22 protein-coding genes are annotated in these 26,569 nt (G+C 72.8%); 4 read left to right on the top strand and 18 right to left on the bottom strand.

All coding sequences use genetic code 11. The features are described from left to right. The 11 genes from SZ60_RS04110 to SZ60_RS04160 form a co-directional block, all read right to left on the bottom strand. The coding region (locus tag SZ60_RS04110; protein ID WP_043593932.1) for a chromosome segregation SMC family protein at nucleotides 1-2,257 on the bottom strand (2,257 nt) is incomplete at its 3' end. Nucleotides 2,258-2,397: 140 nt separating this feature from the next. Further along, nucleotides 2,398-3,414 (bottom strand): Fpg/Nei family DNA glycosylase, encoded by a 1,017-nt coding sequence (locus SZ60_RS04115; RefSeq protein ID WP_043593934.1) that lies wholly within the window; start codon nucleotides 3,412-3,414, stop codon nucleotides 2,398-2,400. A gap of 2 nt (nucleotides 3,415-3,416) precedes the next feature. After that, nucleotides 3,417-4,169, bottom strand: a complete 753-nt coding sequence (rnc, locus tag SZ60_RS04120) for a ribonuclease III (RefSeq protein ID WP_043593936.1) — start codon at nucleotides 4,167-4,169, stop codon at nucleotides 3,417-3,419. 37 nt (nucleotides 4,170-4,206) lie between these two features. Next, entirely contained in the window at nucleotides 4,207-4,410 is a 204-nt protein-coding gene (rpmF, locus tag SZ60_RS04125) for a 50S ribosomal protein L32 (protein WP_043593937.1), read from the bottom strand. A gap of 71 nt (nucleotides 4,411-4,481) precedes the next feature. Then, the gene (locus tag SZ60_RS04130) at nucleotides 4,482-5,033 is read right to left on the bottom strand and encodes a DUF177 domain-containing protein (RefSeq protein WP_369700688.1); all 552 of its coding nucleotides are present in this window, start codon (nucleotides 5,031-5,033) and stop codon (nucleotides 4,482-4,484) included. 47 nt (nucleotides 5,034-5,080) lie between these two features. Further along, a complete protein-coding gene (locus SZ60_RS04135; protein WP_043593939.1) occupies nucleotides 5,081-7,402 on the bottom strand; it encodes a transglutaminaseTgpA domain-containing protein in 2,322 nt (773 codons plus the stop codon). Further along, the gene (locus SZ60_RS04140) at nucleotides 7,395-8,678 is read right to left on the bottom strand and encodes a DUF58 domain-containing protein (RefSeq protein WP_043593941.1); all 1,284 of its coding nucleotides are present in this window, start codon (nucleotides 8,676-8,678) and stop codon (nucleotides 7,395-7,397) included. Before SZ60_RS04140 ends, SZ60_RS04135 begins: the two co-directional genes overlap by 8 nt. Before the next feature lie 47 nt (nucleotides 8,679-8,725). Next, nucleotides 8,726-9,757 (bottom strand): AAA family ATPase, encoded by a 1,032-nt coding sequence (locus tag SZ60_RS04145; RefSeq protein ID WP_369700689.1) that lies wholly within the window; start codon nucleotides 9,755-9,757, stop codon nucleotides 8,726-8,728. A gap of 29 nt (nucleotides 9,758-9,786) precedes the next feature. Then, nucleotides 9,787-10,269 (bottom strand): pantetheine-phosphate adenylyltransferase, encoded by a 483-nt coding sequence (gene coaD, locus SZ60_RS04150; RefSeq protein ID WP_043593942.1) that lies wholly within the window; start codon nucleotides 10,267-10,269, stop codon nucleotides 9,787-9,789. Between the two features lie 81 nt (nucleotides 10,270-10,350). Continuing rightward, nucleotides 10,351-12,561: an ATP-dependent DNA helicase RecG gene (locus tag SZ60_RS04155; RefSeq protein ID WP_156155481.1), complete on the bottom strand. Its 2,211-nt coding sequence runs from the start codon at nucleotides 12,559-12,561 to the stop codon at nucleotides 10,351-10,353. Nucleotides 12,562-12,634: 73 nt separating this feature from the next. After that, nucleotides 12,635-14,341, bottom strand: coding sequence for an acyl-CoA dehydrogenase family protein (locus tag SZ60_RS04160; protein ID WP_043594012.1), 1,707 nt, complete (start codon nucleotides 14,339-14,341; stop codon nucleotides 12,635-12,637). Nucleotides 14,342-14,512: 171 nt separating this feature from the next. Here SZ60_RS04160 and rsmD point away from each other — a divergent pair, with 171 nt between their 5' ends. After that, on the top strand, nucleotides 14,513-15,088 hold the full coding sequence (gene rsmD, locus SZ60_RS04165) for a 16S rRNA (guanine(966)-N(2))-methyltransferase RsmD (RefSeq protein ID WP_043593946.1): 576 nt from the start codon (nucleotides 14,513-14,515) through the stop codon (nucleotides 15,086-15,088). Nucleotides 15,089-15,116: 28 nt separating this feature from the next. Here rsmD and thiL read toward each other — a convergent pair whose 3' ends face one another. Beyond that, complete coding sequence (thiL, locus tag SZ60_RS04170) at nucleotides 15,117-16,136, bottom strand: thiamine-phosphate kinase (RefSeq protein ID WP_043593948.1); 1,020 nt, start codon at nucleotides 16,134-16,136, stop codon at nucleotides 15,117-15,119. 24 nt (nucleotides 16,137-16,160) lie between these two features. On the opposite strand from thiL, the gene SZ60_RS04175 reads away from it, so the two are divergent. Continuing rightward, nucleotides 16,161-16,724, top strand: coding sequence for a DUF3515 family protein (locus SZ60_RS04175; RefSeq protein WP_043593950.1), 564 nt, complete (start codon nucleotides 16,161-16,163; stop codon nucleotides 16,722-16,724). A 28-nt stretch (nucleotides 16,725-16,752) separates the two neighbouring features. On the opposite strand, the gene SZ60_RS04180 is transcribed toward SZ60_RS04175, so the two are convergent. The 6 genes from SZ60_RS04180 to leuC all read right to left on the bottom strand — a co-directional run bounded on the left by SZ60_RS04180 (nucleotide 16,753) and on the right by leuC (nucleotide 23,366). Continuing rightward, a complete protein-coding gene (locus tag SZ60_RS04180; RefSeq protein WP_082059857.1) occupies nucleotides 16,753-17,937 on the bottom strand; it encodes a D-alanine--D-alanine ligase family protein in 1,185 nt (394 codons plus the stop codon). Between the two features lie 91 nt (nucleotides 17,938-18,028). After that, complete coding sequence (locus SZ60_RS04185; RefSeq protein ID WP_043594016.1) at nucleotides 18,029-19,042, bottom strand: NAD(P)H-dependent glycerol-3-phosphate dehydrogenase; 1,014 nt, start codon at nucleotides 19,040-19,042, stop codon at nucleotides 18,029-18,031. A gap of 73 nt (nucleotides 19,043-19,115) precedes the next feature. Beyond that, on the bottom strand, nucleotides 19,116-19,898 hold the full coding sequence (locus tag SZ60_RS04190; protein WP_043593951.1) for a 1-acyl-sn-glycerol-3-phosphate acyltransferase: 783 nt from the start codon (nucleotides 19,896-19,898) through the stop codon (nucleotides 19,116-19,118). A gap of 7 nt (nucleotides 19,899-19,905) precedes the next feature. Then, the gene (gene murA, locus SZ60_RS04195; RefSeq protein ID WP_043593953.1) at nucleotides 19,906-21,273 is read right to left on the bottom strand and encodes a UDP-N-acetylglucosamine 1-carboxyvinyltransferase; all 1,368 of its coding nucleotides are present in this window, start codon (nucleotides 21,271-21,273) and stop codon (nucleotides 19,906-19,908) included. Beyond that, nucleotides 21,274-21,870 carry a 3-isopropylmalate dehydratase small subunit gene (gene leuD, locus SZ60_RS04200; protein ID WP_043593955.1) on the bottom strand — a complete coding sequence of 199 codons (597 nt, stop codon included), beginning with the start codon at nucleotides 21,868-21,870 and terminating at the stop codon, nucleotides 21,274-21,276. Further along, nucleotides 21,870-23,366, bottom strand: coding sequence for a 3-isopropylmalate dehydratase large subunit (leuC, locus tag SZ60_RS04205; protein WP_043593956.1), 1,497 nt, complete (start codon nucleotides 23,364-23,366; stop codon nucleotides 21,870-21,872). The genes leuD and leuC overlap by 1 nt, the downstream gene beginning before the upstream one ends. A 219-nt stretch (nucleotides 23,367-23,585) precedes the next feature. On the opposite strand from leuC, the gene SZ60_RS04210 reads away from it, so the two are divergent. Together SZ60_RS04210 and SZ60_RS04215 are read left to right on the top strand one after the other, a co-directional pair. Beyond that, the gene (locus SZ60_RS04210) at nucleotides 23,586-25,085 is read left to right on the top strand and encodes a PQQ-binding-like beta-propeller repeat protein (protein WP_043593958.1); all 1,500 of its coding nucleotides are present in this window, start codon (nucleotides 23,586-23,588) and stop codon (nucleotides 25,083-25,085) included. Beyond that, nucleotides 25,082-26,527 carry a hypothetical protein gene (locus SZ60_RS04215; RefSeq protein WP_156155482.1) on the top strand — a complete coding sequence of 482 codons (1,446 nt, stop codon included), beginning with the start codon at nucleotides 25,082-25,084 and terminating at the stop codon, nucleotides 26,525-26,527. Before SZ60_RS04210 ends, SZ60_RS04215 begins: the two co-directional genes overlap by 4 nt. Nucleotides 26,528-26,569: the final 42 nt, after the last annotated feature.

The following is a 26,569-nucleotide window of genomic DNA, read 5'->3' on the forward strand; positions in this document are numbered from 1 at the left end:
CCGACGCCGCGTCGACGGCACGGCTCGCGGCGTCGACGGCCTCGACCGACGCGTCGAGGGCGTCGGAGAGACGGTCTACCTCTGCCTCGGCGGCCTCGACCCGGGCACGCAGACGACCGAGCTGTTGCCCGTGGGAGGTGACCCGCGCCTCCTCGTCCCGGGCGGCTGCCGCTGCCTCTTTCGCACGGGTGCGCGTCGCGGCGAGGCGGTCCCGCAGCTCGGCGAGTTCGGGGGCGAGGCGCTCGATCTCGGTGGCCACGCCGGTGAGCCGGTCGGCGGCCGCGTCGCGCTCGGCGACGAGCTCGAGGCGCGACCGCTCGGCACCCGACCCGCCGCGCAGCACGTAGTCGGTCAGCACCTCGCCCGCCCGTGTGATGACGGTCACGGGGACCGGGTGGCCGGCGAGTGCCTGCCAGGCCGAGCGCGCGACCACGAGGTCGTCGGCCACGACGGTGGCGGCCAGCAGCCCGAGCACCCCGGGAGGCGCGGTGACGACGGCCGTGGCGGCGACGGCTCCGGTCGGGAGGTCGACGTCGAGCGTCGACAGGGGACGCACGGGCTCGGCCACGACGACCTCGACCCGGCCGAGCTCGGCCTCGGTGGCGTGCGCGACGGCGTCGACCGCGGCCTCGACGTCGTCGGCCAGCACCGAGTCGACCACGCTGCCGAGCGCCGCGGCGACGGCGGCCTCGTAACCGGGACGCACCTGCACGTGCTCGGCCACCAAGCCGCGGATGCCCGGTCGGCCCGCGGCCACGAGAGCGGCCGTGGCGTCGTTCTGGTCGAGGGCGAGCGACAGGGCGCTCCGCCGGGCCGCGAGGGCGTCGCGCTCGCGTTCGGCCGCGTGCAGGCGGTCGCGCAGCTCGTCGACGCTCGCCGTGAGAGCCGTCAGCTGCTCTTCGGCCTCGGCCTGGACGGCGGCGTGATCGACCCCGTCGGCGTCGGCACGCGGCGACCGCTGCTCGAGCTCGGCGTACTCGACCCGTCCGGCGTCCCGACGCGCCTCGGCAGCCTCGAGCGCGGCGCGTTGACGCAGCTGCTCGCCCCGGACGGCGGCGAGCCCCGACCGCGCCGTCTCGAGGGCGCCACGCAGGCGGGTGGCCTCGAGGTCGTGTTGCGAGACGACGACGCTCTGCGCCTGGATCTCGACGTCGAGGGCGTCGAGGGACGCACGGACCGTGGCCAGCTCGGCCCCGGCCGCCCCCACCGCCGCCTCGGCCTGCGAGACGTCGCCGCGCAGGCGCTCGGCCTCGTCGCGGGCGTCGGCGACCATGCCCGCGCTGACGGTGGTCGCCACGGCGGGCTGGTCCGCCTGCTGGGCGAGCAGCTGGAGCCGCTGCTGCGCGAGGCTCGACAGGCTGCGCAGGCGCTCGTGGACCGACTCGAGGCCGAAGACCACCCGGCGGGCGTCGTCGACGGCGTCGCCGACCATGGCCTGCTCGAGGCGGTGCTCACGCTGCTTGTTCTCGTCGAGGCGGTCCTGCAGCACGAGGCGCTCGCTCTTGCGCTCGGCCTCGGTGCTCGACCGGGCCGTGAGCGACTCCCGCAGGGCGACGACCTCGTCCGCCAGGAGACGGGCGCGGGCGTCCCGGACGACCGCGGCGATGGTCTGCGCCTCGCGGGCGATCTCGGCCTGGCGCCCGAGCGGTTTGAGTTGACGGCGGAGCTCGCCCGCGAGGTCGCTGAGCCGCGTGAGGTTCGTCTGCATGGCCTCGAGCTTGCGGAGGGTCTTCTCCTTGCGACGACGGTGTTTGAGGATGCCGGCGGCCTCCTCGACGAAGCCCCGGCGGTCCTCCGGGGTGGCGCGCAGCACGGCGTCGAGCTGCCCCTGCCCCACGATGACGTGCATCTCGCGGCCGAGGCCGGAGTCGCTGAGCAGCTCTTGGACGTCGAGCAGCCGGCACCCCTCGCCGTTGATGGCGTACTCGCTGCCACCGTTGCGGAAGAGGGTACGGCTGATCGTCACCTCGGTGTAGTCGATCGGCAGGGCCCCGTCGGAGTTGTCGATGGTCAACACCACCTGCGCCCGACCGAGCGGGCCGCGGGTCGAGGTGCCGGCGAAGATGACGTCCTCCATCTTGCCGCCGCGGAGGTTCTTCGCCCCCTGCTCGCCCATCACCCAGGCGAGGGCGTCGACGACGTTGCTCTTGCCCGAACCGTTCGGGCCGACGACGCAGGTGACCCCCGGCTCGAAGGCGAACGTGGTCGCCGAGGCGAACGACTTGAAGCCCTTGAGCGTGAGGCTCTTCAGGTACATGCGCCGCGCCTCCTCGGGGCTCGTGACGGGTGGTGGACCGGGCGGACCGGGGCGTCGACGGCAGGTCGTGACCCGTTCTCAAGGATACGGGTGGAGGCCCCGCCGTCCGGGGAGGCGGGCGGCGCCGGACGAGGCGGGGGTCAGCGCGTGCGCACCCGCTGGCAGCGAGGGCAGAAGTGGCTCGAGCGGTTCATGAACGCCTCGCGCACGATGGGGGTGCCGCACCGCGGGCAGGGGCGACCTTGCTGCCCGTACGCGGCGAGGCTGTGGCTGAAGTAACCCGACTGGCCGTTGACGTTGACGTACTGGGCGTCGAAGCTCGTCCCGCCCTCGCCGAGGGCCTTGAGCAGCACGACCCGCACCTCGGCCAGCAGCACGCGGGCCCGCGCCCTCGACAACGACTCGGTCGGCTGCTCTGGGTGCACCCGCGCGGCCCAGAGGCTCTCGTCGGCGTAGATGTTGCCCACCCCGCTCAGCAGACCCTGGTCGAGCAGCGCGCGCTTGACACCGGTGCGTCGGGCCAGCAGGCGGGTGATCACCCGCGGCTCGTCGAAGGCCGGGTCGAGCGGGTCGCGCGCGATGTGCGAGACCTGCTGCGGGACCCGGCGCACCCAGGCGGCCGGATCGGCGTCGGTGCCGTCGGTGGTGGTCGGCCGGGCGTCCGTCCCGGCCTCGACCGCGGCCTCGGCGTCGGCGTCGGACCCCAGGAGGCGCGGGCCGGCGAACCCCGCCGCCCGCCCGTCCAGCGTGGGCACGGTCTCGTCGAGGGCCATCGAGCCGAAGATGCGCTGGTCGACGAAGGCGAGTCGCACGGGGCCGAGCGACGGGCTCTCGACCTCGAGCCGGATGCGCATCAGACGGTCGGGCTCGGCGTCCCGGCTGCGGAGCAGGACCTGACCGCTCATGCCGAGGTGAGCCACGAGGGCCAGGGGCTGCTCGTGCGGCTCGGCCGGCTCGAAGGGGAACCAGAGGAACTTGCCCCGGCGGACGGCCGAGTCGATCGTGCCACCGACCAACCGGTCGACGAAGTCGTCGCTCGGACCGCGGTGCCGCTTGAGCGACCGCTGGTCGAGGACGTCGACCGCCGTCACCACGGCACCGGCCACCACGGGGTGCAGACCGGCCCGGACGACCTCGACCTCGGGCAGTTCGGGCACGGTCAGGCGGTGGAGGCGGCGGCCCGACGGGCGGCGGCCACCCCGGCGGCCGACGCGTTGAGCGACGTCCAGGCCCCGAGGGCGGCGGCCATCTCGGCCTGCTTCTTGCTGCTGCCCGACCCCTCGGCGACGCCCTGCTCGTCACCCAGGGCGACGACCGCGTGGAAACGCTTGTCGTGATCGGGACCACTGTCGGTGACCGAGTACGAAGGCATGCCCCGACCCAGGGTCGCAGCCAGTTCTTGCAGGCTGGTCTTGGGGTCCATCGCGGCACCGAAACGATCGGGGTCGACGAGCAGCGGCGCCACGAGACGCAGCACGAGTGCCGTGGCAGCCTCGCCCCCGGCCTCGAGGTACGTCGCACCGATGATGGCCTCGACGGTGTCGGCCAGGATCGAGTGCTTGTCCCGACCGCCGGTCAACTCTTCGCCGCGACCGAGGCGCAGGTACGGGCCGAGACCGATGATCCGCGCGACCTCGGCCAGGGCGACGGTGCTGACGAGACTGGCCCGACGCTTCGCGAGGTCGCCCTCGTCGAGGTCGGGGTTCTCGGTGAAGAGCATGACCGTGACGGCCTGGCCCAGGATGGAGTCGCCGAGGAACTCGAGGCGCTCGTTGTTGCCGACGCCGCCGTGCTCGTACGAGTACGACCGGTGCGTGAGCGCCTGGTCGATCAGGTCGTCGCTGAGCTCGATCTGCAGTCGGGACAAGAGAACAGCCCGGTCGGCACCAGGGCTCGACTCGGGCTGACTCATGCGCTCACCGCGAGGGTGGACGGGTTCACGTCGGTGATCAGACGTCGGCGACCTTGCGGCCCTTGTACTCCATGTACAGGGCGGTGCCGGCGCTGTCCTCGACGACCTTGGCACGGTGCGGCAGGCTGTAGGTGACCTTGCCGTTCTCGATCGTCTTGACGAGCTGGACCGGCGTGGCCTTCCACTGCGAACGACGAGCGTGCGTGTTGGAGCGTGACTGCTTGCGCTTCGGGACGGCCATGGGTTTCTCTTCTCTCTGTCGGCACCCTCACGGGTGCCTGGGTCTGACGATGGTGGGTGACGCGGTGGTGTTCAGTGCTGCTCGTCGGCCGGGCGCTGGTCGTCGTGACCGGTTCCCTGTGACGTGCCGTCGGCGGGTGCCGATTCAGCCTGGAACCCTGCCAGGGCCGACCAGCGGGGGTCGGCGATCTCGCGGGGCTGGTAGCCGGGGATGTCGTCCACGCGCTCGCCCGTTTCGGGGTCGAGGCCCGGACAATCCGGCCGACAGACCGGCTGGAAGGGCAGTGACAGAACCACTGCGTCTCTGACCACGGGTTCAAGATCCACGTGATCGTCTTGAACCTGATAGTCAAAAGCTTCGTCGACATCGTACGCGAAAAGCTCGGCGAAATCGACTTCGACGGGCTCGGAGATGTCACGGAGGCATCGGCTGCACTCACCGACCGCCGTGCCCGAGACGTGCGCGGACACCAGGATGCCGTCGTGCAGCCCCTCGAGCTTGACGTCGATCGCGATCTCGGCACCCTTCGGCACCGAGATCTGTCCCTCGCCGAGCTTCTCGGGCACGACGACGTCGAGTTCGTGCTCGCGCATCTCGCCCGGACGGTGCACGAGGTCGAACACCGGGACGGTGTAGGGGGTCTGGCTGAAATGAGGCACGAAGAGAGAGTTTACGCCGTCGAGCCGGACGCCGCCTCCGTGCCCCCGACGAGCGATCGCGGCGCGATGGTCGCCACGACGCGCTGCCCCACGGACGAGGAGGCGCGGAGCCCGTCGATCACGCGGCGTGCGTCCGCCTGCACCTGCCGAGCGGCCGGCTCGGCCCCGAAGCGCTCGGCCTGCAGGGCGTCCAGCAGCGCGACCGAGGCGACCCGCGCCTCCTCGGCCCTGCTCGTCCGGCCGGAGGACGGTGCCGTCGCCGTGCCGGTCACGGCATCGTGGCCGACGCCCCCCACCCCGAGTCGCTGCGCCAGCAGGCCGGCGACGGCCGGCGGGGTCATCGTGGCCGTCACCGGGACACCCAGGTCTCGAGCGGTGTCGACCACCTCGTGCCAGGCGTGCAGCGCCAGGTCGGGCGGGGACGCCGACAATCGGCGACGTCGGCGGCCCGCGCGCAGACCCGAGGGGACGACGAGGGCGGCGAGCACGAGCGCCGCGAGCACCGACAGGGCGATCGACGGGACCGGCCCGACGCCGGAGCCCGGCCCCGAGGCGGCGGACGTCGGCGTGGCGCTCGCGCTCGGAGCCGCACCGGTCGGCGCGGTCGAGGCCGACGGGGCCGTGCTCGCGTCGGGCGCGGTGCTCGCGTCGTCGCTGGGGACGTCGCTCGGCTCGACGCCGGTCTGCTGCAGGTACTGCTGAGGCGCGCCGAGGCCGACGGTCGGCTCGAAGGGGACCCAGCCGAGCCCGGCGAAGTACAGCTCGGGCCAGGTGTGCAGGTCGTCGCTGCTCACCCGGAACGCGGCGTCGTCACCGACGCCCTGCAGGTCGCCCGGCAGGAAGCCCACGGCCACCCGCGAGGGGATGCCCAGCGTCCGGGCCATGACCGCCATCGCCGAGGCGAAGTGGACGCAGTACCCGCTGCGGACCTGCAGGAACGTCTCGATCGCGTCGAGGCCGCTGCCGTCGTAGCCGCGCTGGACAGGGGTGTCCTCCGAGTACGTGAAGTCGCCGTCGCGGAAGAAGTCCTGCAGCTCGACGGCCGCGTCGAACGGGTTGGCCGAGCCGCCGGTCACCTCGGCGGCGAGGTCGGTGACGGCCTGCGGCACCTCGTCGACCGAGAGGTAGGGCGCCATGTCGGGCCCCGTGTCGTCGAGCGAGGCGACGACCTGCTCGGGGCTCGGGTCGACGGGCCGACTCGTCACCTCGTACTCGAGGCCCTGCGTGCCCTCGGAGTCGCTGCGGACGGTGACGCCGCTCTCGTCGACGAACCGCCACCCGTCGTCGAGCCCCTCGATGGTGGTCGGCGGCACCGGGACGGGCAGGTACGGACTGCGGAGCGCCCCGATCGTGACGTCCGTCGTGACGTCGCGTCGTGCGGTGCCCGGGTCGATGCCGGGAGCGTCGGGCAGGGTGTCGAGCGTGTTGAGCGGGTCGAGCGGCACGTCGGCCGGACTCCAGGTGCGGCCCGAGAAGTCGACGAGGTCGACGAGCTTGAGGTAGGTGCCCTGCGGATCGTCGGTCCGGTACGACAGGACGGTGACCGGGGCACCCCGCCGCAGGTCGTCGCCGAGGTCGATGATGGGGTTCACGCCGGTCGCGAGGCCGGCACCGGTGCCCGAACCGGTCAACGGCGCCACGCCCGTGAGGGGAACGACGGCGGTCAGGAGCCCGGCCACGGCGACCGACGCGGCGGCACCGACGAGACCGGCGCGCGAGGGTCGTCGCCCCGTGGAGACCATCAGCAGCACGAGGTAGGCCAGCACGGTCGCCACCACCCAGGGCCAGCTCGTCACGACGCCCGGGACGAAGGTCGGCACGGCCAGGACGAGGGCCGGGAAGACCCCGGTCACGACCGGCAGTTGCCCCACCGACGACAACAAGTCGGTGACGACGGCGACGACGAGGACCGAGAGTGCCACCGTGACCAGCAGGCCGTCGTTGACCTCGACGGGGGCCGATCCCTCGACGATGGCCGCGTTGGCCTGAGCCGAGAGCTCCGGGACGCGCGCGAAGGTGGCACCCGTCGGCACGACGCCGAGCAGGGCCGTCCCCCCCGAGGCGAAGGCCGTCGTGACGAGCGCGCCGAGGACCGCCCCGCCGACCACGCCCGCCCAGGAGGCTCCTCCGAGCGCCCGGACGGCGAGGGAACCCCCCAGCACCACGGCGGCCACGACGGCACCGGCGATCCACCAGCCCACCCCGACGAAGACGGGATGCAGGCTCGCGAGCGAGAGGACGAGCACGAGCCAGAGCAGAGCCGTGGTCTGCCAGCGGGCCGCGCCCGTGGGCTCGGCCCCGAAGAACCCCACGCGCGTCGACGAGTCAGTCATCGAGGACCCCCGAGGTCGTGATCAGGCGGCCGACGTCGACGCTCGAGTCGGTCTCGACGACCCGCCAGCCGGAGTCACGCAGGGCGCCGGCGACCTCGTCGGGGGCGAGCACGCGGTCGTCGCCCCGGCCCGGACCGTCGGCGAGGCGCGCGGGTCGTGAGGTCAGGCCGGCGCCGAGGGGCAGGGCGGCCGTGACGACGACGGCGATCGCCGACGACCCGGGAGCCCTCGAGGCGACGAGCAGCTCGAGGTCGAGCCGGCCCAGGCCCGAGACGACCGCCACGACGGGCTCCCGGGGCGACGGGGCGGGAGCCGGTGCCCCGAGCGCGTCGTCGAGCCGCAGGTCGGCGAGGTCGTCGAGGAACCCCGTGGTCGACTCCGGGTCGTGCCGGGCGACGAGCGTGCCGCCGGGTGTCGTCAGCACGGTCGCGGACCCCGCGTGGCCGATCTCGACCGCGATGGTCGCGGCGAACGAGACCGCCCACTCGAACGCGTCGCTGACGAGCGGGATCGAGGCGGTCGCCGGCCTCACCCGGACGCCGCTCGTCGGCGGCACCGTCGGACGCGCGTCGGACCATCCCTCGGCCGCGACGGCGATGACGACCCGCGCGCTGGGCAGGCCGTGCTGCTCTTCTTGTCGGACCATGAGCTCACCGTGCCGGGCCGTCGCCTTCCAGTGCACCCGACGCATCGGGTCACCCCGGCGGTACTCGCGCGTGACCGGATCGTCCTCGCCACCGGCCAGGCTGTGCTCGCGCTGCCGTCTCGACCCGTCACCCAGGGCACGGGACTCGCGCCCGAGCCCCACCTCGACGACGTCGGGCACGACGACGAACTCGGCCACGCCGGCCGCCACGACCCGTCGCCGGGCGACGCCGTACGACTCGACGAGGTCGACGTGCAGGGGGCCGATGCGGTGCCGACCGCGCGGCAGGTCGTGGTGACGGAAGACCGCCGAGGAGGCGCGGCCCGGCACGAGCAGGACGGCCGCGGCCTCGGAGTCGGACAGTCGCCCGAACGGCAGCTGCTCGCGGACCCGCACCGTGCCGGAGGTCCTCCCCCCTCGGGGAAGGACCGTGACCGTCTCGACGGCGGACCACCCCGCGACGCCGCGGTCGGGGGTGAAACGGCGGGCGACCCGCACGTCGGCCGTGCGGAAGAGCAGCGACACCGTGACGGCCACGATCAGCACGACGAGCGTCGAGCCGGCGAACACGAGGGCCGGGGCCTGCAGCAGCCAGCCCACGAGCACGACGAGCACCCCGGCGGCGAGCACGCCGACGCCTCGGCCGGTCGGCCTGGGGACCCCACCCCGTCTCACGGTCAGCGCGCGTCGGTCGCGTCGCCGAGCGGGACGGGGGTCTGTTCGACGACCTCGGCGACGAGGTCATAGGCCGCGGAGACCGCCCCCGCACCGGCTCGACCGGCGAGGATGACCCGGTGGCCGAGGACGGGACCGGTGAGGGCGTCGACGTCGTCGGGGACCACGTAGCCACGGCCGTTGAGGGCGGCCCAGGACTTGGCCGCCCGCATGAGCTGCAGGGTCGCGCGGGGGCTGGCCCCGAGACGCACGTCGGGGTGGACGCGCGTCGCCTGGACGATCCGCACGGCGTATTCTTCGACCGCCTGCGCGGTGTAGACCGTGCGGACGGCGGCGATCATGCGCGTGAGCTCGTCGAGCGAGACGAGCGGACGCAGGGTGTCGAGGGGGCTGACCCGCTCACGCTGCTGCAGCATGCGCAACTCGCTGCGGGCGTCGGGGTAGCCCAGCGAGATGCGGGCCATGAACCGGTCGCGCTGGGCCTCGGGCAGGTTGTAGGTGCCCTCCATCTCGACGGGGTTCTGCGTCGCCACGACGAGGAACGGCGAGGGCAGCGGGTGCGTGATGCCGTCGACGGTCACCTGGCGCTCTTCGAGGCTCTCGAGCAACGCCGACTGCGTCTTCGGCGAGGCGCGGTTGATCTCGTCGCCGATGACGACGTTGGCGAAGACGGGACCGGGCTTGAACTCGAACCCGCCGCTCTGCCGGTCGTAGACCGAGACGCCCGTGATGTCGCTCGGCAGCAGGTCGGGGGTGAACTGGATGCGGGTGACGGTCGCGTCGACCGCCTTGGCGAGCGCCCGGGCCAGCTGGGTCTTGCCGACCCCCGGGACGTCCTCGATCAACAGGTGGCCCTCGGCGAGCAGGACGGTGAGCGCCGTCGAGATGGCGCCGTCCTTGCCGTCGATCACGGTGGCCACGGCCTCGAGGATGCCCCTCGCGCGCTGCTGGACCTCGGCGAGCGACATCGTGGGCCCGGAGCCGGTCGCGCGGACGGCGGCGGGCTCGACGGTGGGGTCGTTGGTCGTGGTCATCGCGGCGTCCTCGTCGGGTGGGGTCGGGGTCAGGTCGTGCTGAGGTAGGCGGCGACGGCGTCGGGCACGTAGGGCGACACGTCCCCGCCGAGCGAGGCCACCTGCCGCACGAGCGAGCTCGACACGTGGGCATGGGCCGGGTCGGGGAGCAAGAAGACGGTCTCGACACCGGCGAGGCTGCGGTTCATGATCGCCATCGGGGTCTCGTAGGCGACGTCGACCTGCGAGCGGATGCCCTTGACGAGCACGCTCGCCCCGACCTCGGTGCAGTAGTCGACGAGCAACCCGACGCTCCAGCTGTGGACCGTGACGGTCTCGGGCAGCCCGGCCGCCCGGAGCGATTCGGTGAGCAGGGAGACGCGCTGCGCGAGGGGCAGCAGCGCACTCTTCTCGGGGTTGTGGACGACGAGGACGTGGACCTCGTCGAAGATGTTGGCGGCCCGGGCGATCACGTCCACGTGCCCGAGGGTCACGGGGTCGAACGAACCCGGCACGACGGCGATCCTGCTCATCCGGTCACTGTATCCCGCCGACCCCGGACGGACACCCAGGGCGAAGGCGGCGTCGAGGACGCGTCACGCACCACGGCGCGCTCAGTTCTTGCCCATGGCCTCGCGGCTCCGGTCGTCGAGTCGACGCGCGATGGCCGCCGCGAGGGCGGGGTGGTCGACCAGGCGCGGGTCGTCGTCGAGGACCTCGGCCGCGTGCTCGCGGGCGAGGCCGATGAGGTCGCCGTCGCGGGCCACCCGCAGCAGACGCAGGGACGAACGGCCGCCCGACTGGAGGTTGCCGAGCACGTCGCCCTCGCGACGCAGGTCGAGGTCGACCTGCGCGAGCTCGAAGCCGTCGAGCGTGGCCGCGACCGCGTCCACCCGCTCACGCGCGACCGTGTCGGCCGCCGCGTGCGTGACGAGCAGACAGAGCCCCGGGTGACCGCCGCGGCCCACGCGACCGCGCAACTGGTGCAGTTGCGAGACGCCGAACCGGTCGGCGTCGAGAACGACCATGGTCGAGGCGTTCGGCACGTCGACACCCACCTCGATGACCGTCGTCGCCACGAGCACGTCGATGTCGCCGGCCGCGAAGCGACGCATGACGTCGTCCTTCTCGTCGGACGACATGCGTCCGTGGAGGGGCTCGATGCGCAGCCCGGCCAACACGGGGATGGTGGGCACCCGGGCCATGACCCCCTCGACGCTCGCGCGTTCGGGTGCCGGCGCCTCGGCCACGTCTGCCCCGTGCGCGTCGTCGCCGGGTGCGACCTCGGCATCGGGCGGGTCGCCGGGTTCGGCCGTGACCGCGTCGATCGCCGGGCAGACGACGAACACCTGTCGCCCCTTCGCCACCTCTTCGGCCGAGCGCTGCCAGATGCGACCGCCCCAGGTCGGGTGGTCGGCGAGGGGCACGACGAACGACTCGATCGGCTGGCGCCCCTTCGGCAGCTCGGCGATGGTGGACACGTCGAGGTCGCCGAAGACCGTCATGGCCACGGTGCGCGGGATCGGCGTCGCGGTCAGGACGAGCACGTGCGGCGGTGTGGTGCCTTTCTTACGCAGCGCCTCACGCTGGTCGACGCCGAAGCGGTGCTGCTCGTCGACGACGACGAGGCCGAGGTCGAAGAACTCGACGGCCTCGCTGATCAGGGCGTGGGTGCCCACGACGACGTGCGCCTGGCCGCTGACGATGGACAGCAGCGCCTTCTTGCGCTGGGCGACCGTCATCTGGCCGGTCAGCAGGGTCGGGCGGAGGCGGGCCGCCAGGTCGGGACCGAGGGTGGCCGTGATGGATCGCAGGTGCTGAGCCGCGAGCACCTCGGTCGGGGCCAGCAGGGCCGACTGGCCGCCGCTCTCGGCCACCGCGAGCATGGCCCGCAGGGCGACGAGGGTCTTGCCCGAGCCGACCTCGCCCTGCACGAGGCGGTTCATCGGCACCTCGGCCTCGAGGTCGCGGGTGATCTCGTCGCCGACGAGGCGCTGGTCGCCCGTCCGCTCGAAGGGCAGGGCGGCGTCGAAGGCGGCGAGCAGGCCGTCGGGTGCGGTCCGACGGGGGGTCGCGGCCGACCGACGCACGAGCGCTCGCTGCTGCAGCAGGGCGCTCTGCAGCACGAAGGCCTCGTCGAACCGCAGGGTGTCGCGGGCCGTGAGGTGGTCGCGATCGGTCTCGGGACGGTGGATGCGCTCGTACGCCTCGGACACCGGCATCAGGTCGAGTTCGAACCGGACCGACGCCGGCACCGCGTCGTCGATCGGCGGCAGGCCGTCGAGCAGCACCTCGACCGACTTCTGCACCTGCCAGGACGCCACGGAGGCGCTGGCCGGGTAGATCGGGATGGGCTGCTTCGCCCACTTCTGGGCCTGCTGGTCGCCGACCCCGGCGACGGCCTCGTGCGAGGCGTCGAACAGCTCGTAGTCGGGGTGCGCCAGCTGGCGCAGCCCTCGGTAGTCGCCGACCTTGCCGGCGAAGATGCCCCGGGCACCCGGCACCAGGTCCTTGGCCCGCCACGCCTGGTTGAAGAAGGTGAGCGTGAGGATGCCCTGGCCGTCGCCGATGCGCACCTCGAGGATCGACCCGCGCCGGGCGCGCATCGTGCGTTCGCGGACGTCCAGCACCTGGGCCACGATCGTGACGGACTCGCCCAGCGGCAGCTGGTCGAGCGCCGTGAGCTCGCCCCGCCGGGCGTAGCGCCGAGGGAAGTGCGTCAGCAGGTCGCCGACCGTGCGCAGGCCGAAGGCCTTCTGCAGGGCGGTGGCCGTCCGGCCGCCGAGGGCCCCGGCCAGCGACGCGTCGAGGGGTGAGTCGGGCACGGACCCCACGCTAGTGCCCGCCCCCGACAGCCCCCTCGCCGAACGGCGCCGGCCCCGTCGGGCCGACCCGCGGTCAGAGCGAGAAGGAGTACCCGCCGGAGGCGCGGGTCGCCTTCGCGAGGTCGGCCACGTGCCCGTCGTCGTTCACCTCGAGGGCCCGCAGCTGTCGCCCCACCCCGCGCGCGGACTGCTTGCAGAAGCCGACGGCCAGGTGACGCTCGGCGTCGGAGTCGGCCCGCGCCTCCTGGAGGGCCGTCGAGGCCCGCGACAGGACGGCCGTCTGCGCGTAGATGCCGCTCGCCGCGTCGGCGAGGCGCTTCTGCACGAGCTGCTTCTCTTGCACCTTCTTGCCGTGCTTGCGGAGCGCCCCCTCGGTGCGCTCGCGCAGCCGCGAGACCTGGTCTCCGAGCTCGGCGGCCTGCTTGGCGAGCGCGGGATGGACCCCGACCGGCCGTTCGGGCCGGATGCGGCGCTGGACGCGACCCGCGACGTACGGCGCGAGCACCCCGAGCGCCCGTCCGGGCTCACCGATGCGGAGCGACGCCACGTCGGGCAGCTCTTCGCTGAGCGTCTTGAGGCCGTTCAGGGCGACGAACGCGCGCAGGACGTCGTTGGCCCCCTCGAAGATCGGGAAGATCCGGAAGTCGCGCAGGGCCTTGGAGAGCGGGTGACCTTCCATGTACGCCTCGCCTCCGTGCAGCTGCACCGCCCGGTTGAGGGCGTACCAGCCGGTGTCGCTCGCCGCGACCTTGGTCAGCGCGGACTCGAGCGCGAAGTCGGTGTCGCCGCGGTCGACGAGGCCCGTTGTCAGGTACGACATCGACTCGACGCCGTAGATCTGCTGGGTCATCCACGCGAGTTTGTCGCCGACCATCTCGAAGTCGGCGAGCGGTCTGCCGAACTGGTGCCGCGCCTCCGTGTGGTCGAGGCTCAGCTCGAGGAACCTCTTCATGCCGCCCGCGATGGCCGTGCCCATCGACATGCGACCGTTGTTGAGCGTGTTGACCGCGATGCGGAAGCCGTCGCCCGGCTCGCCGAGGAGGTTCTCGGCGGGCACCCGGACGTCCTTGAAGTGCACGCGCTGCAGGTGGTTGGCCTTGAGTCCGTGCGTCTCGAACCGCGGGCCGGTGGTCAGCCCCTCCATGCCCTTCTCGACGATCAGCGCGACGTGCCCGAAGTCGCTCTGCGCGAAGACCGTCAGGACGTCCTTGTCGCCGTTGCCGATCCACCGCTTCTCGCCGTTCAGCAGCCAGCTGCCGTCGCTCTGCCGCTCGGCCCGGGTCTCGAGCGCGTAGGCGTCGCTGCCGACGTTCGGCTCGGTGAGCACGAACGCCGCGAGCTTGCGGCCGCTCGCCAGGTCGGGCAGCCAACGGGCCTTCTGGTCGTCGGTGCCGAAGAGGTGCAGCGGCTTGGTGCCGATCGACTGGTGCACCCCCATGACCGTGGCCAGGGTGCCGTCGACCCGACCGAACTCCTCGTACACGCGGCAGTAGGCGCTCTGGCCGAGCCCGAGTCCGCCGTACTCCTCGGAGACGAAGAGTCCCATCAGGCCCCGCTCGCCCAGCTCGCGCACCAGGTCGTCGCCGATCCATCCCTCGCGTTCGGCCTTCAGCGGTTCGTAGCCGGCGAGCACCTCACGGGCGGACGCCGAGACCGTCTCGACCCGGGCCTTCTCGGCCGCCGTCATCTGCGGGTACGGGAAGACGAGTTCGGAGGCGATGCGCCCCGCGAAGAGCGACTTCGTGAAGGAGGGCCTGACGGTACGATCGACGCTGGTCATGGCACCGATGCTGCCGACGTCGGCGGGCACCGCCAACTCGGTTGTGCAGGTCCGACGACTGGGCGGGGCGGTCGACGGTGATGCGTTGTCGGGATGCTCGAACCGCGTGCGTGCCGGGTGCGTGCCCGGTGCGCGCCGGGTGTCGCGCGTCGACCTGGCATGGTTGACCCCATGTCCCGCATCATCTCCGGCTTCGCCGACAACCTCTCGCTCGTCGTCCCCAAGGTCGGGACGCGGCCCACGAGCGACCGGGTGCGCGAGGCGCTGTTCTCGTCGCTCGACGCGCGCGACGAGATCCGGGGCCGGCGCGTGCTCGACCTCTACGCCGGCACGGGGGGCCTCGGGCTCGAAGCGGCGTCGCGAGGGGCCGCCTCGGTCGTCCTCGTCGAGAAGGCCCCGGCCGCCGCGAAGGTGTTGCGCCGCAACGTCGAGTCCGTGCTGGCGCGGGCCCCCCGACCGCCGCGCGGCACTCCCCCGCGCGTCGACGTGGTCACCCAGCCCGTGCGGTCGTACCTCGAGGGCGGCTCGGCGCTCGTCGACCTCGTCTTCTTCGACCCGCCCTACGAGCTGTCGGCCGCCGACCTCACCGCCGACCTCACGGCCCTGCTGCCCTCGCTCGACGAACAGGCCCTCGTCGTCGTCGAGCGCGCCTCGCGCGACGGCGAACCGGGCTGGCCTGAGGGCCTCACCCTCGACGTGAAGAAACAGTACGGCGACACGACGGTCTGGTTCGCGCTGCGCGACTGACCCCCGACAGGAGGCGCGGGCCGGCTCGTCAGCCCTGCTCCCCCGACCACAGGCGGTACGGGTCCCACCCGCCGGACTCGCCGAGGTCGGAACCGTCGACGGTGACGCGGGGCGCACCTCCTGCCGGATCACGGACCGTGCCGACGGCGCGGAAACCACCGGGCAGCGCGACGTCGGGCGGGAACGTGGCGAACAGGGAGTGGTCCTCACCGCCCGAGAGCGCGAGCCGCGGGTCGTCGCCCAGCGCCCGGGCCGACAGGTCGACCACGACGCCGGAGGCGCGGGCCACCCGGCCGGCGTCGAGGGCGAGGCCGTCCGACAGGTCGAGCATCGCGGTCGCCCCGGCAAGCGCCGCCGAGCGGCCGTCGGCCACGGGCGGGCTCGGAGCGAGGTGCCAGCCGACGTCCGGGTCGCGCTCGCGCAGGGCGGCGGCCGCGGCGGTGTCGGGCACCCCGTCGTGGTCGACGCCGAGGCGGAACAGCAGGTCGAGCCCGCGCGCCGAGCGGCCGAGCGCGCCGGACACCGCGACGACGTCGCCGACGCGCGCCCCGTCCCGCCGCACGGGCGGGCGCCCCTCGAGGTCGCCGAACGCCGTCACCGCGACCGTGAAGGTCGGCGACACCGAGAGGTCGCCGCCGACGACCCCCGTGCCCGGAGCCATCACGGAACAACCCGCACGCAGACCGTCCGCGAAGGCCTCGAGTTCGGTCACGCCGGTGTCGCCGGGCACTGCGAGGGCGACCACCAGCGCCGTGGGCCGAGCGCCCATCGCCGCCACGTCGGCCAGGTTCGACGCCGCGGCCTTCCAGCCGAGGTCGTACGACGTCGACCACGCGCGTCGGAAGTCGGGGCCGTGCACCATGAGGTCGGTCGTGACGACGAACCGGCCGTCGGGTGCCGCGACCACGGCCGCGTCGTCACCGGGACCGAGCAGCGTGTCGTCGCTGCGGGGCAGGCGGGGCAGGATGCGGGCGAGGGTGGCGAGCTCGCCGACGCCCTCGACGGTGTCGGCGTCGGCCGGGCAGGGGTCCGTGGAGCGTCGTTCCATGTGCTGAACGGTAGCCTGGATGCGATGTCGAACCCGTCCTCGCGCCTCTCCGCGCGCCTCCGTCCCCGTCTTCGCGTCCCGGCCCTCGTGCTCGTCGGGGCCGGTCTCGCGACGACGCTGGTCGGCTGCTCGCAAGCCGTCCCGATGCAGCCCGCCGCGGGGGCGAACGACCCGGCCTGCGCGCAGGTCACCGTCCACCTGCCCGAGGTCGTCGACGACGGACAGGACCGCCGCGAGACGGACGCCCAAGCGACCGGCGCCTGGGGTTCGCCGACGAGCGTGCTGCTGCACTGCGGCGTCGAGACGCCCGCCGTGTCCGACCTGCCCTGCTACGACATCCAGGGCGTGGACTGGCTCGTCGATCAAGACCCGGACGACGCCGAGACCTCGATCCTCACCACGTACGGCCGCGAGCCGGGCGTGCAGGTGATCGTCGACACCACCAAGGCGAACGGCGGCAACGTGCTGCGCGACCTGGCCGACGCGGTCGGCTACCTGCCGAACGACGGCAAGGAGTGCGTCGGAGCCGGCGACCTGCCCGGCTCCGCCGGGTCGGCCGACGAGCCGACCGCGACGCCGACGCCCTAGGGCCGGTCTCGGGGGCGGACGAGCTCCGTCAGCGCTCGGTCTCGAGGCCGAGAGCGATGAGTTCGTCGATCAGCTCGGGGTAGCTGAGGCCGCTCGCCAGCCAGCAGGCGGGGAACATCGAGATGGGTGTGAAGCCGGGCATCGTGTTGACCTCGTTGATCACCCACCCGTCGTCCGTCAAGAAGAAGTCGACCCGGGCCAGGCCCGTGCCGTCGATCGCCTCGAACGCCAGGGCGGCGAGCCGCTGCATCTCGGCCAGGTCGCCCGGCGCGAGATCGGCGGGGCAGACCAGGTCGGCCCCGGGGGCACCGAGGTACTTCGACTCGAAGTCGTAGAACGTGTCGTCCGCGAGGACGATCTCGCCCGCGACCGACGTGCGGGGCGCCGCCCCGTCGCGTCCACCGAGAACGGCGCATTCGATCTCGCGACCGACGACGGCGGACTCGACGAGCACCTTGTGGTCCTCGGCGAAGGCCTTCGCCATGGCCGCGGCGAGATCGGCGGGCGAGTCGACGCGGGACACCCCGACGCTCGACCCGGCTCGGGCGGGCTTGACGAACATCGGGTAGCCGAGCGCCTCGACGTCGCCGGCGACACGATCGGGCGCGGCATCCCAGTCTCGACGGCGGACGGTGCGCCACGGGGCGACGGCCACGCCGGCCGCCTGCAGCACCGTCTTGGTGAAGTGCTTGTCCATGCCGAGCGACGAGGCGAGCACGCCCGCCCCGACGTAGGGCAGCCCGGTCAGTTCGAGCAGGCCCTGCACCGTGCCGTCCTCGCCGAACGGACCGTGCAGGATCGGGAACACCACGTCGACCTCGCCCAGCAGGCGCGTCGTGCCGTCGGGCTCGGTGACGGTCAGCTCACGGGTGGTGGACGACTCGGGCCAGTGCACGCGCGTGCCGTTGTCGACGACGGTCGGCAGCGTCTCGGCATCGAGCGCGAAGCTCGCCGCGTCGTCGGGCTGGAGGGTGAACGCCCCGTCGACGGTGATGCCCACGGGCACCACGTCGTAGCGGGTGCGGTCGATCGCCGAGAGGACTCCCCCGGCCGTGGCGCAGCTGATCGAGTGCTCGCTGGAGCGGCCACCGAAGAGGACGACCACGACGGTCTTCGCCGCCCCGGGTGCCGAGGTCCCGACCGACGAGACGTCGACCGACGAGATGTCGGCCGCGGCGAGGCGGGTGGTCGCGGTGGGCTCGGTGCTCGCCATGAGGGGCCTTTCGTCGGTGTCACGGCCCGCGGGCCGACCCGCGGTGGGCGGGCTCTGGTCGTCGCACGCCCCCGGCGAGGACGACCGGCGGTCACTCGCCCTGCGGCTCGTCCGTCTCGGTGAGGTGCGGGGCGATGTTGCGCGGGTCGAGTGTACCGGCGAGCACCTCGGCCACCTGCTGGACGATGGGCATGTCGACACCGCGCGACCGGGCGAGTTCGAGGATCGGAGCGACGGAGGCCAGCCCCTCGGCGGTCTGGTTCATCTGGCGCACGACGTCGCCGAAGGCGTAACCCTGCCCGAGCAGCCGACCCGCCGTGTTGTTGCGCGAGAGCGGCGACTCGCAGGTGGCGATGAGGTCGCCCAACCCGGCGAGACCGGCGAGGGTCTCGGCCTTGGCCCCGAACGACACGGCGAACGCGGTCATCTCGGCCAGTCCGCGCGTGATGATCGAGGCTTTGGTGTTCTCGCCGTACCCGACGCCGTCGACGATGCCGATCGCGACGGCGATCAGGTTCTTGAGGACGCCGCCGAACTCGGTGCCGATCACGTCGGTGTTCACGAACGACCGGAAGTACGGGTTGGTGGCGGTGGCCGCCACCAGGGTCGCCGTGTCGAGGCTGTACGACGACACGACGGCGGCCGTGGGCTGCCGCTTCGCGATCTCGAGGGCGAGGTTGGGCCCCGACGCGACGGCGATCAGGTCGCGGTCGATGCCGAGCTCGGCCTCGATCACCTCGCTCATGCGCAACCCGGTGGCCTTCTCGACGCCCTTCATCAGGCTGACGACCGGCACGCCGGACGGGACCATGCCGCGGATCGCGGTCAGGTTGTCGCGGAGCGTCTGGCTGGGGACCGACAGGTAGACCTGCTCGGCACCCGCCAGGGCCTGCTCGACCGACGGGGTCGCGACGAGGGTGCGGGGCAGGTTGATGCCCGGCAGGTAGTCGCTGTTGCGCTTGCTCTCGGTGATCTCGCGGGCCACCTCGGGTCGACGGGCCCAGAGCGTGACGTCCGCGCCCCCCTCGGCGAGGACCTTGGCGAAGGTCGTGCCCCAGCTGCCCGATCCCAGGACGGCGACCCGGCGCGGGATCGAGTCGCGCATGACGATCGAGATCGCCTCGGTCGTGACCGCCCCTTCTCCGAGGGCCTCGATGGCGCCTTCGCGTGACTCGGAGCTACTCAAAGCGGCCTGTCTCCTTCTGGTGGTTCTTGGTGGGGTTCCAGCGTTCGACGGGTGCCTTCTCGCCCCGCAGCCGCTCGACCAGCTCGGTGACGGCGTCCATCACGAGGGCGGTGGCGGCCGTGACCGAGGCCTGGTCGAGGGGACGATCGCGGAAGGCCGAGAGGTCGACGGGGTCGCCGATCACGACGGCGATGCGCTTGCGCGGGAAGGCGTGCAGCCGACTCGAGTAGCGACCCATGAGGTGCTGGCTGCCCCAGTGCGCCATCGGGACGACCGGCACCCCGGCGGCGAGGGCGAGGCGCACGGCACCGCTCTTGCCCTTCATGGGCCAGAGGTCGGGGTCGCGGGTGAGGGTGCCCTCGGGGTAGACGATCACGCCACCGCCCCGGGCGACGAGCAGACGCCCGGCCGCCAGGGGGTCGTGGTCGTGGGTACGACCCGCCCGCTCGACGGGGATGTGCCCCATCGCGTGCATCATGCGGCCGAACACCGGCACCCGGAACAGGGACGCCTTCGCGAGGAAGCGCGGCACCCGCCCGAGTGACCACATCACTCGACCGACGACCACCGGGTCGATGTTCGTGTAGTGGTTCGGGGTCAGCACGAACGCACCCTCGGCCGGCAGCTTGTCGCCGTCGACGATGTCGATCCGGGCCATGAGGTCGAAGAGGGGCGCGGCAGGAGTCGCGAGGACTCGGAAGAACGCGCCCTTCTCCTTGCGACGCCTGCGCGCCGGGACCGGGACGACAGGGGCGTCGGGGTCGGCTGTCGACACCGGTCGATCAGCCCTTGAAGTCGAAGTCGGCACCCAGCTTGCGGAGCTTCGCGATGAAGTGCTCGTAGCCGCGGCTGATGATGCCGACGTTGCTGATCTTCGACTCGCCCTCGGCGGTCAGCGCCGCGATGAGGTGGCTGAACCCGCCGCGCAGGTCGGGCACGCGGATGTCGGCTCCGTGCAGGGCGGTCGGTCCGTTGATGACCGCGGCCTGCTCGAACTCGCGACGCGCGACGCGGCGGTCGTGGTCGGGCAGTCCGTCTTTGTGGACCGTGATGTCGGCGCCCATGTCGTTGAGGGCCTCGGTGAACTGGAAGCGGTTCTCGTAGACCGTCTCGTGGACGACGGAGGTGCCCTGCGCCTGCGTGAGCGCGACGATGAGCGGCTGCTGCCAGTCGGTCATGAACCCGGGGTGGACGTCGGTCTCGACGACGACGGGCTTGAGCTCGCCACCGGGGTGGAAGAAGCGGATGCCGTCCTCGTGGACGTCGAAGTCGCCGCCGACCTTGCGGAAGACGTTGAGGAACGTCATCAGGTCTTTCTGGTCGGCACCCTCGACGAAGATGTCGCCCTTGGTGGCGAGTGCGGCCGAGGCCCAGCTCGCGGCCTCGTTGCGGTCGTTGATCGCCCGGTGCGTGTAGCCGCGGAGCTTCTCGACGCCCTCGATGAAGATGACGCGGTTCGGTTCGACCGAGACGACGGCGCCCATCTTCTGCAGGATCGCGATGAGGTCCATGATCTCGGGCTCGATCGCGGCGTTGCGCAGTTCGGTGACGCCCTTGGCGAGCACCGCGGTCAGCAGCACCTGCTCGGTGGCGCCGACGCTCGGGTAGGGCAGCTCGATGTTGGCGCCGGTGAGGCCGTCGGGCGCGGTGAGGTGGATGCCGTTGTACGACTTGTCGACGACGGCACCGAAGGCCCGCAGGGCGTCGAGGTGGAAGTCGATGGGTCGGTCGCCGATGCGGCAGCCGCCGAGGTCGGGGATGAACGCCTCGCCCAGGCGGTGCAGCAGCGGTCCGCAGAAGAGGATCGGGATGCGGCTCGAGCCGGCGTGGGCGTCGATCTCGGCGAAGTGGGCCGACTCGACGTTGGAGGGGTCGAGGATCATCTCGCCGCGAGCCGGGTCGGTGATGCGCACGCCGTGCACCGAGAGCAGGCCGCGGACGACGTTGACGTCGCTGATGTCGGGGACGTCCTTGAGGATGCTGGGGGTGTCGCCCAGGAGGGCCGCGACCATGGCCTTCGTGGCCAGGTTCTTGGCACCACGCACCTCGATGCGACCGATCAGCGGCTTGCCGCCGCGGATGACGATCTCATCGGAGGTCAACCCCACACGGGCACCTGCTGCTGCTGCGTCTTGGACGAGAGAGTTCACTTACTTCACCGGCAATGTCTTCGGGCGCCAGGCGGCGCGGCGGGATTCGAATTCTGTGATGGCCGCTTCGTCGCGGAGCGTCAGGCCGATGTCGTCGAGGCCTTCGAGGAGACGCCACTTAGTGTAGGCATCGACTTCGAATCCGACGGTGAGGCTGCCGACCGTGGCGGTCTGGGCCACGAGGTCGACCGTGATCTCGACGCCGGGCCGGCGGTCGATCTCGGCCCAGATGCGCTCGACGTCGTCTTCGGCGACGGCCGCGGCGAGCAGTCCCTGCTTGCCGGAGTTGCCCCGGAAGATGTCGCCGAAGCGCGAGCTGATGATGACGTCGAAGCCGAAGTCGCGCAGCGCCCACACGGCGTGCTCACGACTCGAACCGGTGCCGAAGTCCGGCCCGGCGACGAGGACGCGCGCGCCCTGGAACTCGGGCCGGTTCAGCACGAACTCGGGGTCGTTGCGCCACCCGAAGAACAGGGCGTCCTCGAAGCCCGTCTTGGTGACCCGCTTCAGGAACTGCGCCGGGATGATCTGGTCGGTGTCGACGTTCGAGCGCTTCAGCGGCGCGGCGACCCCGGTGACGGTGGTGAACTTCTGCATCAGAGGGCCCTTGCTCGATCGGTGCCGTCGGCGAGGACGGGTTCGTCGGTCGCCCGGGCGTCGGAGGCCGCCGCGGCGGCGTGGTCGTCGTCCGACCGGAGGTCCCACGGCGAGGACAGGGTCCCGCGCACCGCGGTGGCGGCGGCGACGAGGGGCGACACGAGGTGCGTGCGACCGCCCTTGCCCTGCCGACCCTCGAAGTTGCGGTTCGACGTCGACGCACACCGCTCGCCCGGTGCGAGCTGGTCGGGGTTCATGCCGAGGCACATCGAGCACCCGGCGAAGCGCCACTCGGCGCCGAACGCGATGAAGACCTGGTCGAGCCCCTCGGCCTCGGCCTCGAGCCGGACGCGAGCCGACCCCGGCACGACCATGACGCGCACGCCCTCGGCCTTGCTGCGGCCGCGGATGATCGACGCGAACGCACGCAGGTCTTCGATGCGGCTGTTGGTGCACGACCCCATGAACACGGCGTCGACCGGGATGGCCTTCATCGGCGTGCCGGCCTCGAGGGCCATGTACTCGAGCGCGCGCGTCGCCGCGGCCTTCTCGTTGGGGTCGACGACCGACTCGGGGTCGGGCACGGAGTCGCTGAGCGACACGCCCTGGCCCGGGTTGGTGCCCCACGTGACGAAGGGCTCGAGAGTGTCGGCGTCGAGGAAGATCTCGGCGTCGAACACGGCGTCGTCGTCGGTCGGCAGGGTGTCCCAGTAGGCGACGGCTTCGTCCCAGTCGGCACCCGTGGGAGCGTGCGGCCGACCCTGCAGGTAGTCGTACGTGGTCTGGTCGGGCGCGACCATGCCCGCCCGGGCACCCGCCTCGATCGACATGTTGCAGATCGTCATGCGCCCCTCCATCGAGAGGGCGCGGATCGCACTGCCGCGGTACTCGAGCACGTAGCCCTGCCCGCCGCCGGTGCCGATCTGGGCGATGACCGCGAGGATGATGTCCTTCGCGGTCACGCCGGGGCGCAGCGTGCCCTCGACGGTGACCGCCATGGTCTTGAACGGCTTGAGCGGCAGCGTCTGCGTCGCCATGACGTGCTCGACCTCACTCGTGCCGATGCCGAACGCCATGGCCCCGAACGCCCCGTGGGTCGAGGTGTGCGAGTCGCCGCAGACGACCGTGATGCCCGGCATCGTCAGGCCCAGCTGGGGGCCGACGACGTGCACGATGCCCTGCTCGGCGTCGCCCAACGGGTGCAGGCGGACGCCGAACTCGGCCGTGTTGCGGCGGAGCGTCTCGATCTGCGTGCGGCTCGTCAGGTCGGCGATCGGCTTGTCGATCGCGAGGGTCGGCGTGTTGTGGTCCTCGGTCGCGATCGTCAGGTCGGTGCGACGCAGGGGCCGGTCGGCCTGGCGCAGTCCGTCGAAGGCCTGGGGGCTGGTGACCTCGTGCACGAGGTGGAGGTCGATGTAGAGAAGGTCGGGGGCGCCGTCTTCGCCCTTGACGACGACGTGGTCGTCCCATACTTTCTCGGCCAGCGTCCTACCCACGGGCACGCCCCTTCTCCTGTATCGACGGCAAGATGATCCGTGGAGTCTACGCCAGTGTTTCGGGCAGGTTTCTCGACGGTCGTTGGGGTGAACCCCGCCCCCACGACGGCCATTCCCGGCGCACCCGACGGCTGCGGCGAGCGCCCGGGGCGAGGGCTCCGAATAGCATGACGACACCCGTCGGGCGGACGACGGCTGCGCTCGACGAGGAGGCCGACCATGAGCCACCCCGAGCGCGCACGCGACCACCCCCGGGAGGCGCGGGTCGCCGGCCGCTGGCGCCGCGCCTCCCCGGGTCGTCGCCTCGTCGGCGTGCTGGGCGCACTGGTCGTGGCGTGCACGCTCGTGGCCGCCGGGGCGGTCTCGGTGGCACCGCGGTACGGCGACGGCCGCCCCTGGACGGGGCTCGCGGTCGACGACCTCAGACGGTCGCCGGACGCGACCGGCTGGACCCTCGACCTGGCGGCGACGCTCGCGCCGGACGCACCCCGTCGGTGCCTGAACTTCTGGGCGTCCCCGGCGGTCGACGGACTCGTGGCGGTCGGCACCTCGGTCGACCTCGACTTCGGCGACGCGTTGGGCGCGCCGGCCTGTCGGTCGTACGCGTCCGCGGCGGACACGAGCCTGATCGGGCTGGTGGAGACGGCGACGGGCACGGTCCGCTGGGTGCACGACCTGGCCCGTGACGTCCCCGACACCGACGCCCTGAGCATCCCCGCGACGCAGGTCGTCCCGTCGGCCGGTCGCGTGCTGGTGCAGACCCAGACCACGGGGGCGACCGTGCTGGCCGCCCTCGACCTGCGCGACGGTTCGCTCGTCGAGTCGACCCGCGGCCGGCGCGACCTGCCCAGCGTCAGCGTCGACTCGCGGGGACCCCTGCAGCTGCGCACGTTCTCGGGCATCGCCGGGTCGGGCGACCGCTACCAACTGGTGGAGGCCTCGCGTCTCGCCGACCCGGTGTGGGAGGGCGGGGTCGACTCGGGCAGTTCGCCGGCGCTGCTGAACGACGGCGCCCTCGTGTCGCGGGGCGGCGAGACCGTGTTCGTCGACGCCGCCACGGGCCGGGAACGACCGTTCGCGGCGTCGCCGGACGAGATCGCCGTACCGCCCGTCGGCTCGTCCGTGACGACCGAGGACGGGCGCCGCGTCGTCGCCTTCGGCATCGAGCGCACCCGTGCGAACGGCACCGTCGAGGCCCTCGACGACGACGGTGAGGCCGTCTGGAGCCGCCCGACCAGCGGCCGTCGGCTCGCGGTCACGCCGTCGTGCGTGGTCGTCGTCACCGGCGGCGACACGGCGGCGGAGTGCCTCGACCCCCGCGACGGCACGGTCCGCTGGACGACCGACCTCGGTGCCCCGTTCGCGGTCGAGGCCGTGCCGGGTCAGCGCGCGGCCGACGTGTTCGTCGTCGTGCAGCGATCGGGTGGGTCACGCCTGCTCGCCCTCGACGGCACCGACGGACACACCCGCTTCAGCTCGTCCGTCGGACTGCTCGACGACCTCGCCGCGGCGGGCCGGTCGGTGCTCTACCTGCAGACGGACGACGGTCGTTCGTCGGGGCGGAACGTGGCGGCCCTCGACCTGGACGACGGCCGGCCGCTCTGGACGACCTCGACGTCGGGCAGCGTGGCGTTCTGGGGCGGTCACCTCGTGCGGATCGACGAGCAGGGGGTCGCCCGGCGGCTCGTCGACACCGCCCGCGTCGGGGCGACGTCGTGAGGCCGGGACGCCGGCTGGCCGTGACCTACGCCGTCGTGGCCCTGGCCGCGCTCGCGACGACGGCCCTCGTCGCACCGACGCAGCCCGAGTACGGGGCCGACCCGCCCTGGCAGGGCGTCGAGGTCGACGACCTCCGGCAGGAACCCGGCACGACCGGGTGGCGGGTCGACCTGCGGGCCGCCCTCGCGCCCGAGGCCCCCGCCGAGTGCCTCCGCTACCGGGCCACACCCGTCGAGCAGGGGCTCGCGCTCGTGAGCGCCGCCGGGGCCTGGACCTACGGCTTCGCCAACGACGGCGACTGTGCCACCCCGACCCAGGGAGTCGGCACACGGATCGGTGCGCTCGACGTCGACCGCGGCACCTTCCGCTGGGTGCACGACGTCGCCGACGACCTCGCCGGGCTCGACCTGACCGGACCCGCCCTCGTGTCGTCCGTGACGACGGTGCCCGGGGCAGGACTCGTGCTCGTCCGGGCGGCGGTGGACGGCGAACAGGTGCTGGCGACGCTGTCCCTCGAGACCGGGCGTCCCGTCGAGGTGGTCGAGACCGGCTCGGCCGGCGACGGGGACCAGTTCCAGACCGTCGGAGCCGTGGTGGTCACCGGACGACAGCAGGGCGTCGGAGGCGTCTACCGCTACGACCTGCGCGACGCCCGCGACCTCGACCGGGTGGTGTGGAGTGGACCCGCCTCGACCACGGGCGTCGCCCTCGCCCTGACCGACCGGCTCGTCGTGGCCCGGGCGGACGGCTCGGTCCAGGTCGACCTCGTCACCGGCGTCGAGCGCCCCTGGGGTGCGCGGCTCGACCGGCTGATCGGTTACGTCGTCCACGACGACGTCGTCTACGCCCCCCGAGGAGGCGCGGCCACGGGACGCGGGGACGCGGGCTTCGTCGCGTTGACCGCCGGCGGCGAGCGTCTCTGGAGCTCGGACCGCGACGTCCGGGGCGGCTACTCGGTGACGCGGTCGTGCCTCGCCGTCACCGACGTGCGTTCGCGGACGGTGACGTGCCTCGACCTCGCGACCGGAGAGGCGCGGTGGACCGACCGGGCGTCGAGCTCGTCCGCCCTCGAGGGCCTGCCCGGTCAGACCGACGACCGCGTCTTCGCGACGGCGACCGCCGCGGGCCCCGGCCCGGTCGTGGTCCGCGCACTCGACGGGTCCACCGGCTCGGCCGGCGCACGGGTGTCGCTGCCCGACGGAGCCGTCCTCGCGGCCGCGGGGCGGACGGTCGGCTACGCCCTGGCGTACGGCAGCTCGGGCGGCCGGTCGACCCTCGTGGCGTTCGACCTCTCGAGCGGGCGCGCCCTCTGGGAACACGCCGCGGAATTGCAGGTCTACGCCTGGGCGGGGCGGCTGGTGGACGTGGACGTCGACGGGGTCGCGCGGGTGCTGGTCTCCCCCGATCGCCTCGCGGTCCCGACGGGCTCGTCCGGAGGGTGACGCCTCGTCCGCCCGGCTCGAACACGTGTTCGAATCGAGCGT

Source organism: Frigoribacterium sp. MEB024 (assembly GCF_000878135.1).
In the GTDB taxonomy this organism is placed as follows: Bacteria; Actinomycetota; Actinomycetes; order Actinomycetales; family Microbacteriaceae; genus Frigoribacterium.